8 protein-coding genes and 1 pseudogene are annotated in these 11,076 nt (G+C 57.5%); 6 read left to right on the forward strand and 3 right to left on the reverse strand.

Annotated elements, in window-relative coordinates; translation table 11 throughout:
* Positions 1 to 636 precede the first annotated feature (636 nt).
* From K0F75_RS20550 to pgi, 6 genes are all read left to right on the forward strand, one after another.
* Positions 637 to 2,037, forward strand: a complete 1,401-nt coding sequence (locus K0F75_RS20550) for a polynucleotide adenylyltransferase PcnB (RefSeq protein WP_219063809.1) — start codon at positions 637 to 639, stop codon at positions 2,035 to 2,037.
* Between the two features lie 17 nt (positions 2,038 to 2,054).
* Positions 2,055 to 2,528, forward strand: coding sequence for a 2-amino-4-hydroxy-6-hydroxymethyldihydropteridine diphosphokinase (gene folK, locus K0F75_RS20555; protein WP_219063810.1), 474 nt, complete (start codon positions 2,055 to 2,057; stop codon positions 2,526 to 2,528).
* Between the two features lie 340 nt (positions 2,529 to 2,868).
* Positions 2,869 to 3,669, forward strand: a complete 801-nt coding sequence (gene panB / locus K0F75_RS20560; RefSeq protein ID WP_219063811.1) for a 3-methyl-2-oxobutanoate hydroxymethyltransferase — start codon at positions 2,869 to 2,871, stop codon at positions 3,667 to 3,669.
* On the forward strand, positions 3,666 to 4,517 hold the full coding sequence (panC, locus tag K0F75_RS20565; protein WP_219063812.1) for a pantoate--beta-alanine ligase: 852 nt from the start codon (positions 3,666 to 3,668) through the stop codon (positions 4,515 to 4,517). The genes panB and panC overlap by 4 nt, the downstream gene beginning before the upstream one ends.
* A 2-nt stretch (positions 4,518 to 4,519) precedes the next feature.
* On the forward strand, positions 4,520 to 4,900 hold the full coding sequence (panD, locus tag K0F75_RS20570) for an aspartate 1-decarboxylase (protein WP_064118696.1): 381 nt from the start codon (positions 4,520 to 4,522) through the stop codon (positions 4,898 to 4,900).
* 226 nt (positions 4,901 to 5,126) lie between these two features.
* Entirely contained in the window at positions 5,127 to 6,791 is a 1,665-nt protein-coding gene (gene pgi / locus K0F75_RS20575) for a glucose-6-phosphate isomerase (RefSeq protein ID WP_219063813.1), read from the forward strand.
* Between the two features lie 54 nt (positions 6,792 to 6,845).
* Here pgi and K0F75_RS20580 read toward each other — a convergent pair whose 3' ends face one another.
* The 3 genes and pseudogenes from K0F75_RS20580 to K0F75_RS20590 all read right to left on the reverse strand — a co-directional run.
* On the reverse strand, positions 6,846 to 7,916 hold the full coding sequence (locus tag K0F75_RS20580; RefSeq protein ID WP_219063814.1) for a hypothetical protein: 1,071 nt from the start codon (positions 7,914 to 7,916) through the stop codon (positions 6,846 to 6,848).
* Positions 7,917 to 8,010: 94 nt separating this feature from the next.
* Positions 8,011 to 9,078, reverse strand: coding sequence for a hypothetical protein (locus tag K0F75_RS20585; RefSeq protein WP_219063815.1), 1,068 nt, complete (start codon positions 9,076 to 9,078; stop codon positions 8,011 to 8,013).
* Positions 9,075 to 11,076: pseudogene (locus K0F75_RS20590) on the reverse strand (hypothetical protein); the annotation flags it as partial. The gene K0F75_RS20585 and the pseudogene K0F75_RS20590, both read right to left, overlap by 4 nt.

Consider the following 11,076-nt stretch of genomic DNA (forward strand, 5'->3'; position numbering starts at 1 on the left):
GTCTTATGGTAACGAAGACCCGGCTTTTTTATGCCTGCCAAAAACCGCCATTCCCCGCCAGCCCCCGGTTTTAAAGGGATTTCAAAAGTTGGCACAGGTCCTGCTATATGTCTTGTACAAGAACAATAACAAGCAATGCAAAAGACAATAAAAATAAGACGAATCGACTCACGCACAATAAAAACAACACGGCGGAGGCGCAGCTAACTGATTCTTTTGGAGAGGAGTTGTATTTGGGGCTTGCCCCGCAACCAGGCCGAGAATAATAAAAAGCTACCCTAAGGTAGAGCCTGAACTGGTTGGATCGAACGATCATTGCAACGCAGCGACCAAAGCAATCCGTTTGCTCTTGACTCCCGACTGGGAGGTTTCACAGGCGAAAAGCTTGTGGATTGGGCACTCAATAAAAACAAAAAGCCCGACTCGATAATAAAAATAAAGCGCAAACACTTTGGGGGAGCTTCGGCTCCCCCAGTAGCTTCTGCAAAAAACCCCTCATGGTCTAACGCTCAAGCGCCCGATACAGCCCCCTGCGCGCAGCTTCCTACACCATCCCCCGACTAAATGCTAGAATCCCCGCCCATCATGCGGTCATTCTTGTTTTTTGGCCGAATATCCCTTCAAACAGTGCATCCCATGCTGAAGAAGCTATTCCAGTCATTCCGTTCCCCCGTGCGTCGACCGCAACATATTCGCAGCACGCCTGAAGTGCTCACCAGCAGCCAACACTCGCTGCAGCGCGGCCAGTTCAGTCGTTACGCCGTCAGTATTGTCGAGCGCTTGCAGAACGCCGGCTATCAGGCCTATCTGGTCGGCGGTTGTGTGCGCGACCTGATGCTGCATATAACGCCCAAGGATTTCGACGTCGCCACCAGCGCCACGCCGGAACAAGTCCGCGCAGAGTTCCGTAACGCACGCGTCATTGGCCGTCGCTTCAAACTGGTTCACGTCCATTTCGGTCGTGAAATCATTGAAGTCGCGACGTTTCGCGCCAACCATCCGCAAGATGATGAAGAAGAGGACAGCAACCAGTCCTCCCGCAATGAAAGCGGACGCATCCTGCGCGACAACGTTTACGGCACCCTTGAAGAAGACGCCCAACGTCGCGACTTCACGATCAACGCGCTGTATTACGATCCGGTCAGCGAGCGTGTCCTCGACTACGCCAATGGCGTGCATGACATTCGCAATCGCTTGATCCGCCTGATTGGCGATCCCCAGCAGCGTTACAAAGAAGATCCAGTGCGCATGCTGCGGGCCGTGCGTTTCGCCGCCAAGCTGGATTTCGGCATTGAAAAACACAGTGCCACGCCGATTCAGCAATTAGCGCCCATGCTGCGGGACATCCCTTCCGCACGCCTGTTCGAAGAAGTGTTGAAGCTGTTCCTGTCCGGCTACGCAGAGTCCACCTTCGAAATGCTGGTCGACCTTGAGCTGTTCGAGCCACTGTTCCCGGCCAGCGCCAAGTCTCTCGAACTGAACCCGACGTACACGCACACGCTGATCAGCGAAGCATTGGCCAATACCGACCTGCGTATTTCGCAGAACAAACCGGTTACCCCTGCCTTCCTGTTCGCCGCACTGCTCTGGCCTGCCCTGCCGGCCAAGGTGATTCGCCTGCAGGAACGCGGCATGCCGCCGATTCCGGCCATGCAGGAAGCCGCCCACGAACTGATCACCGAACAGTGCCAGCGCATCGCCATTCCGAAGCGCTTCACCCTGCCGATCCGCGAGATCTGGGACATGCAGGAGCGTCTGCCTCGTCGTACCGGCAAACGTGCCGATCTGTTGCTCGATAACCCGCGTTTCCGTGCGGGCTACGACTTCTTGCTGTTGCGTGAAACCGCGGGCGAAGAAACCGACGGTCTTGGCGACTGGTGGACTGATTATCAGGAAGGCAACGACAGCGAACGACGCAACATGATTCGTGATCTGGGCAGCAAGCCCGATGCCACAGGTGCAGCACCGCGCAAACGCCGTCGCAGCACCGGCAGCAAACGCAAGCGCGCCGACGCACCGACCACTTCAGACGACTGATGGAGGGGCGATTGATCATGGAGCGTGTCTATATCGGCCTGGGCAGCAATCTGGCTGACCCGGCCGAGCAACTGCGCAACGCCCTCAAGGCTCTGGGGCAATTGGCCCACTCCAGGCTGGTGGGCGTGTCTTCCTTTTATGCCAGCGACTCGTTGCTGCCCGGCCAGCCGCGCTTTACCAATGCGGTCGCCGCGCTTGACAGCGAACTTGAACCCTTGGCTTTGCTCGACGCATTGCAGGCCATCGAGCTCGATCAAGGCCGCGAACGCCACGAGCGCTGGGGCCCGCGCACGCTGGACCTGGATATCCTGCTATTCGGCGAACGCCTGATTGATGAGCCTCGCTTAAAAGTGCCGCACTATCACCTGCATGCCCGACCCTTCGTCCTGTATCCCCTGGCCGAACTTGCGCCTGAGTTACTCCTGGCTGACGGCCGATCCCTGGATCAGCTACTGGCAGACTGCCCATTCGTTGGGCTTGAGCGCCTCTAGCGTCAGGGCCCGACAGCAGAGCTGCGGATATCCCCGGTCCTGAGGGCATTTATTCGCGATATTAGCGACCCGGTTTATCTGCCCGGGAACGCCTGATCGGAGCCGCGCGCCGTAACACCTAACGCTCAATGAGCGGTAACAGGCACACAAAAACGGTAACACCTGTAATTGACTTCACGCCCCCTCCTCACGAAGATAGGCGTCCCGCTGTCCCCTACCGGGCACAAGGGCGCAAATCAGGCCATGGACAAACACCGCCAAAGACGGTGTGCCTGTTTTTTCAGATGATCTCACGCGTTGCTCGCAGTAGTTTTCACAGCGCCTGAACGAGGACTTTTTCATGCCAGAAATATCCCTGACGACCCTGCAAGGCCTCAAGCAGAAAGGTGAAAAAATCACCATGCTGACCTGCTATGACGCGACCTTTGCTCACGCAGCCAGCCAGGCAGGCGTCGAAGTTCTCCTGGTCGGCGATTCTCTGGGCATGGTGTTGCAGGGCCATGACAGCACCCTGCCCGTCACCAATGCCGAGATGGCCTACCACGTTGCCTGCGTCAAACGCGGCAATCAGGGGGCATTGATTCTCGCCGACCTTCCTTTCATGGCCTATGCCACCCTTGAGCAGACCTTCGCCAACAGCGCGCAGTTGATGCAAGCCGGTGCGCACATGATCAAGGTCGAAGGCGCCGCGTGGCTGGCCGAATCGATTCGGTTGCTGGCCGAACGTGGTATCCCGGTCTGTGCGCACATGGGCCTGACACCGCAATCGGTGAACATTCTTGGCGGCTATAAGGTGCAAGGTCGCCTGGAAGCTCAAGCCCGCCAGATGCGCGCTGACGCCATCGCACTGGAACAAGCAGGGGTCTCCATGATCCTGCTTGAGTGCGTCCCCAGCGAACTGGCCCAGGAAATCACCCACGCCGTAAAAGTCCCGGTCATCGGGATCGGCGCAGGCAGCGGGACTGACGGCCAGGTACTGGTATTGCATGACATGCTTGGCCTGTCCATTACCGGCCGTGTGCCCAAGTTCGTCAGGAACTTCATGACCGGCCAGCCCGATATCCAGTCGGCGTTACAGGCGTATGTAGCCGCCGTCAAAGACGTGAGTTTCCCGGCAACTGAACACGGATTCTCGGCATGAACACAGTAAAAACCGTACGTGAATTGCGTGCCGCCGTTGCTCGAGCACGTAGCGAAGGCAAACGGATCGGCTTGGTCCCAACCATGGGTAACCTGCACAGCGGCCACGCTGCATTAGTCGTCAAGGCCGCCCAACGTGCCGATTTCGTGGTGGCGAGCATCTTCGTCAACCCGCTGCAGTTTGGCCCGACCGAAGACCTGGCGACCTACCCGAGAACACTGCCCGCCGATCAGGAAACGCTGCTGCAGGCCGGTTGTCATCTGCTGTTCGCACCGTCGGTCGAAGAAATGTACCCGCATGGCATGGAAGACCAGACCCTGGTCAGTGTTCCGCACTTGTCTGAAGGGCTGTGCGGCGCCAGTCGTCCCGGCCATTTCGATGGCGTGGCCACGGTGGTCAGCAAGCTGTTCAACATGGTTCAGCCCGATCTCGCGATCTTCGGCCAGAAGGACTTCCAGCAACTGGCAGTGATTCGCGCGCTGGTTCGTGACCTGAACATGCCGATCCAGATCATCGGCGAACCGACCGTACGTGCGGCCGATGGCCTGGCGCTGTCGTCGCGCAACGGCTATCTCAGCGAAGAGCAACGTGCTGCAGCGCCGGCGCTGTATCGCGTGATAAAACACATTGCCGAGGCTATCCACATCGGTGAGCGCGATTTGAACCTCCTGCTCGCCAACGGTGTGGATCAACTCAAAGCCGCCGGGTTTCGCCTCGATTATCTGGAAATTCGCAACGCAACCACCCTTCGCCCCACCACAGCGGAAGATCACGACCTGGTGATTCTGGCAGCGGCCTATATGGGTTCAACACGCTTGATCGACAATCTGCACCTGACCAAGGAATAAAAATGCACGCAATCATGCTCAAGGCCAAGCTGCACCGTGCCGAAGTCACTCACGCCGTACTCGACTACGAAGGCTCTTGCGCCATCGACGGCGAATGGCTGGACCTGTCAGGGATTCGCGAATACGAGCAAATCCAGATTTACAACGTCGACAATGGCGAGCGCTTCACCACCTACGCCATTCGTGGCGAAGAAGGGTCACGCATGATTTCCGTGAACGGCGCCGCCGCCCATAAAGCGAAGGTCGGTGACCGTGTGATCATCTGCGCCTATGCTCACTACAGCGAAGCAGAACTGCTCAATTTCAAACCGCGCATGCTGTACATGGCCGCCGGTAATGAACTTAGCCACACCAGCAATGCCATACCCGTGCAGGTTGCCTGAGTTATCCCTGAACACGTAAAAATGACGACCCACTGGAAGGCCCGGCCCTTGACGTGTGAAAGCGTACCGCGCGAAAGCAAAGCAGCGCGCAGACGGGCCGAGCAACTCGCGTTAGAGTTCAGTTATCCGTCTACGCTCACTGACAGAGCATCGATGTCTTCACACCCACCGTCCGGGCTTGTTTAGCGCCCGAAAAGGCAGTTCAAGTACAAGGAAACCCTCAGCGATGGCGTACTACCGCACTCCTATTGACGCGACTACCCTGCCCGCCTGGCAGGCGCTGAATCAACACCGCGAAGCCATGCAGGATTTCAGCATGCGCGAGGCGTTCAATGCAGACCCGCAACGTTTTACTCAATTTACCCTCAGCAGCTGCGGGCTGTTTCTCGACTATTCGAAAAACCTGATCACCCACGAAACCCGCGACCTGTTGGTGGGCCTTGCTAACGAAGCAGGCTTGCAGGACGCGATCAAGGCATTGTTCTCCGGCGAACTGGTCAACGCATCCGAAGGCCGCCCGGCCCTGCACACTGCGCTGCGCCGCCCGGTAGGCGACAAGCTGTCGGTGAATGGCGTCAACGTGATGCCTGAAGTGCACAAAGTGCTCAACCAGATCACCGAGCTGGTCGGTCGTATTCATGACGGTTTATGGCGCGGTTACACCGAAAAGCCCATCACCGACGTAGTCAACATCGGCATCGGCGGCTCCTTCCTCGGCCCGGAACTGGTGTCCGAAGCGCTGCTGTCTTACGCGCAGAAAGGCGTGCGCTGCCACTATCTGGCGAATATCGACGGCAGTGAGTTCCATGAGCTGTCGCTCAAGATTCGCGCAGAGACCACCCTGTTCATCGTCTCGTCAAAGTCATTCAACACCCTGGAAACCCTGAAGAACGCCCAGGCCGCACGCGCTTGGTATCTGGCGCAAGGCGGTTCCGAAGCGGAGCTGTACCGTCACTTCATCGCTGTTTCCAGCAACAACGCTGCGGCGGTGGCTTTCGGGATCCGAGAAGAAAACATCTTCCCGATGTGGGACTGGGTTGGCGGTCGTTATTCGCTGTGGTCGGCCATCGGCCTGCCGATTGCCCTGGCCATCGGCATGTCCAACTTCAAAGAGCTGCTGTCCGGCGCCTACACCATGGACCAGCACTTCCAGAGCGCACCGTTCGAACAGAACATGCCTGTGCTGCTGGCCCTGCTCGGGGTCTGGTATGGCAACTTCTGGGGTGCGCAAAGCCACGCGATCCTGCCGTACGACCACTACCTGCGCAACATCACCAAGCACTTGCAGCAACTGGACATGGAGTCCAACGGCAAGAGCGTACGCCAGGACGGCTCACCAGTGTCCACCGACACCGGCCCGGTTATCTGGGGCGGCGTGGGTTGCAACGGCCAGCACGCTTATCACCAGTTGCTGCACCAAGGCACACAGCTGATTCCGGCTGACTTCATCGTGCCGATCGTCAGCTTCAACCCGGTGGCCGACCACCACCAATGGCTATACGCCAACTGCCTGTCGCAAAGCCAGGCGCTGATGCTCGGTAAAACCCGCGCCGAAGCTGAAGCCGAGCTGCGTGACAAAGGCATGGCCGAAGAAGAAATCCAGAAACTCGCGCCGCACAAAGTGATTCCGGGCAACCGCCCGAGCAACACCCTGGTCGTAGAGCGCATCAGCCCACGCCGTCTTGGCGCGCTGGTGGCGATGTACGAGCACAAAGTGTTCGTCCAGAGCGTCATCTGGGGCGTCAACGCCTTCGACCAATGGGGCGTGGAACTGGGCAAGGAGCTGGGCAAAGGCGTCTACAACCGCCTGACCGGCAGCATTGAAGAGCCGGCAGACGACGCGTCGACCCAAGGCTTGATCAATTACTTCCGTGGTCGTCACCGCGGCTGATCCATCCTCCGCCACACCTAAAAACCCGCCCCCTCGCAAGAGGCGGCGGGTTTTTTAATGCCCCTGCCCATACTCCACATAGCGTGCCATCAGGTTCGGGCGGCGGAAGGTGTCGATCTGATCGATCTGGCCGCGCATGTGGTAGAGAGCCCCTTCAAACGTTTCGTCGTCCATGTCGATCCACAACCGTGGATTTCGGCCGACTTCGCGGTCGTATCGGGCCGTCACAGGGTCGAGGTTGCGGAATTCTTCGTAACGTGGCAAGTCGGGCAACGGGCGGCGGGTGTCCATGTAGTTCTGCAAAAAATCCCACAGGGCACAGCACAACTCGCCAGCGCCCGGCGGAACCAGCGCGCCGAAGTTGATGACGATGTCACGATAGCGGTGGGCGATGTACAGCACATTCATCGGCAAGCCCTGACGGTCCGGGGTCGTGGCGATATAGGCGTCGAACTCGTAAAACGGCGCGGTCAGTTCACCGATGGTGCCGTTCTTTTTGTATTCACCGTTATTATCGTAATCAAACAGCGTGACAAGGCCGGTGCGACGGTTGATCTCCCAGATCGGACCTCGGGAGGGTTTGACCCAGAGATGGGGGAAGTAGCGGATGACTAGGTGACCCATTAGCCAGCAGGCTAAAGGCGTGACTACAAGCACGTAAATCATTGACAAATAAGACGCAACCAGTGTTAGCCACGGATCCTGACTATCAACGAGTTCGGTTAAGTACACCAAGGTCAACAACAAAGACATTAGGAAAAATAAAAACCGCCCCCCTCCTGTCAGATAGATCCAAAAGTGAGACCGTTTGGACCATAAGGCAAACCTGATGTGCACATGGTCTTCTCGGTGATGAAAGTCCACGTGCTCATAAGGGGCTGGAACGTAAGTGCCCAGTACCCGTTTCTCTTCCCTCTCCTTTAATAAAAGTTCTTGGCGACGAAGGGTGCCTGGTTTTCTTCCGGTCATGAGGTTGTCAGTGGCAACCTCCTGCGTCATGCCCCAAGGCAGACGCACCTTGGCAAAACGTCGAATCCACGAACGCTCTGCCGAAGGCGGTTGTTTGGGGATCTGATCAGAGCGATAGGCTGTAGGCGCGTAATAAGATGAGTTCATGGCCGTCATTCGCCGCTCTGCGCTTTATGGGTGATTTCGTCGGCCCAGAACAGTTGTTCGACTTTCTCGAAGTTCGGCTTGGCGTAGGTCATCTCACTGGAGCTCAATCGACATACTCCGCATACCGCGCCATCAGATTAGGACGGCGGAAGGTGTCGATCTGATCGATCTGGCCGCGCATGTGGTAGAGAGCCCCGTCAAACGTTTCGTCATCCATATCGATCCACAGTCGCGGATTTCGGCCGACTTCGCGGTCGTATTGCGCGGTGACGGGGTCGAGGTGGCGGAATTCTTCGTAGCGTGGCAAGTCCGGCAACGGGCGGCGGGTGTCCATGTAGTTCTGCAGGAAATCCCACAGGGCACAGCACAACTCGCCAGCGCCCGGCGGAACCAGCGCGCCGAAGTTGATGACGATGTCACGATAGCGGTGGGCGATGTACAACACGTTCATCGGCAAGCCCTGACGATCCGGGGTCGTGGCGATATAGGCGTCGAACTCGTAGAACGGTGCGGTCAGCTCACCGATAGTGCCGTTCTTTTTGTATTCGCCGTTGTTGTCGTAATCGAACAACGTGACAAGGCCGGTGCGGCGGTTGATTTCCCAAATCGGGCCTCGGGAGGGTTTTACCCAGAGTTTAGGGAGGTAGCGGATGACTAGTGAGGCGAGTGCCCAGCAGAGTAGAGGGACGCCTAACAACCAAGAGTAAAATCCTAGAATGAGGTCGTCCGCTAGATCGCTCCAAGATTCTTCCAACGATAGTCCGGCGACAGTGAATGCAAATAAGCTCAACGGAAGAAGAAACAGAAAAAAGCCTTTTCCAAATATAAGTAGATATACCCAGAACTGCGACCGTTTCGACCACAAGGAAAACCTGAAGCGCTCATGATCTTCGCTATCATGAAAGTCCACATTTTCGTATGGCGCAGGAACATAAGTACCCAGGACCAATTGTTCTTGTTTTTTCTGCTGACCCTTTTCCACGCGACGCAGATTCCTCGGTGACGCTTCTCTCAAAAAGTCGTCCGGGGCAACTTCCTGGGTTATTCCCCAAGGCAGACGCACCTTGGCAAAACGTCGAATCCACGAACGCTCTGCCGAAGGCGGTTGTTTGGGGATGCGGTCGGAGCGATAGGCCGTGGCCGCGTAATAAGATAAGTTCATAGCCGTCATTCGCCGCTCCGCGCTTTATGGGTGGTTTCATCGGCCCAGAACAGGTGTTCGCCTTTTTCAAAATTGGGTTTGGCGTGAGCCGGACCGAACGGGGTCGGGTCCTTGGGCGGCGGCGCGGGGAACACCCATGTGCAATTGCCATCGTTAAATGACAATTGAGCACGGACCAGCCAGCGATAGATCTCGGCCGGCCGGCTTTTTGAGGGTTCCGCGGGCTGGTTGCGCGGCAACGTGACAAATAACTCAATCCCGTTGGGCATTGAGCGATAGGCGACAGGTTTCTCTCGCGTGAGCGAATTGCGCTCGTGGCTCCATTCATGGCGCAACGTGTAATGCGCTTCCGTCAGTTGCTGCCTGCATTCAATCAGGGTATTGAGTTCCTGACTCAGTAGCCCCGGCAGATTGCTTTCGATGAGGATGCAGGTGTTGGCCTTTCGCACGTCGAAGGGCACTGGATTCCCGTCATTGATTTTGGGGGCGAATTCGTGGTCCGGATTAGGGCGCGAGCTGATGCGGATATCGGCAAACAAGCTGACCAGATAGTAGAAGGCCTTTTCCGGATCTTGCAGGTGTGGAATTCGGTCGCTGAAGGGACCAAAGGGGCCAGCGCTGAGCCAGTCTTCGACCGCGTTACTGCTGAGCCAGTAGGCGATGCCCGCACCGACGCTGATCAATATCAAGCTGATCCAGCCCATTGGCCCCAAGCCGAGGAAGGTGCTGCCACCGACCATCAGGGTGCCTGCGATGCTGGTCAGGCCGCCTGCGGCCATCAGTAGATGGCCCCACATGGCATCATCTCCCCATTGATAGGCATGCCAGGCGTCGTAGAGGTTTAGGCCGACAAAGATCGATCCAGCTACGATCTGGCCGAGTAAACGGGTAGTAACTTTATCGACGAGGCGCTTGGCTAGCTTTGCGCCTAATACTCGAGCGCTAAAAGCTTGAGGGATGATAAAAAGGGTTTTGCGAGCGACGGCCAGAACAGATTTGCTACCCGCAAGTTTCACAGTAAGTGCTTCCATCGCGATCACCAAATCAGCACCCGCGCCAACAGCTCCTCCAGACGCTCTGTAAGTTCCTTTCTCCCGACTTGTTTGCTGGAATGAATTGAGCTCATTCCTTAAATTCCACAGCTCCAACATCCCCACCGCCGCCGCAAACGGCGTCGAGTTCAGCGCCCGATACATCCACTCGCTCTGCAATGCATTCCGGTTCTTCACCGCACCCTGTATGGCCGTTCCCTTGGTGGTGACCTGCTCGGCCATATTCAGTTGCCACGCCGCATTGACCCGTTGGTTCACACCGCTGATCAGTCGCGCCATCCGATGATCGCGGGGCATGGCGATGACGACGGTATTGGCTCGCAGGTCGCCTCCGGTGCGGTAATGCTCCTGGCCAACCTTCGACAACCCGGAGGGGCCTCGATAGTCGAGGTGAGGCCGTCGCAGGCGTTCTGGCATCTCCGGCAGGTCGGTCAGGCCGAACACGTAGTAATTCTTGTTTCTCGCCTCTTGGTGGCGCATGAAGTGTGCATCGCCAAAGGCCCCCGGCAGCATGCTGCGCAGTTGCGCCAAGGCCCGCTGAAGTTGGCGCATGTTCAGCGCCGGGGCTGGGCGTTCGGTGCCAGGGACTGGAATGTGATGGGTTGCGTGCAGCGCCTGCTCCGCCACATCCACTGAGCCTTGCAGGTTTTCGTGGAAGCTGATCAAGGTCGCCGCGACGACTTTCAGAGTGCCGGTCAGGGTGTTGTTGAGGCTGCCGCTGTCCAGCAAACCCGCCAGTAAATGGGCGTCGAGCGTATTGAGTTGCTTGGCATCGACGGCGTCACTGTTGATGGCCCTGAGCAGTTCGTTCGGCCGAAACAGACCATTGCCGCCATTGATGTCTGCGACCGTGGGCTGAACATACGGCGCTTCCATATCTTGCTGTGCGAGGTCAGGCCACAGCATTTGATGCAGCGCATGCCCTTCTTCATTGGCAATCCGACTGATCAGTTGT

This window comes from Pseudomonas sp. UMAB-08 (assembly GCF_900095225.1).
Taxonomy (GTDB): domain Bacteria; phylum Pseudomonadota; class Gammaproteobacteria; order Pseudomonadales; family Pseudomonadaceae; genus Aquipseudomonas.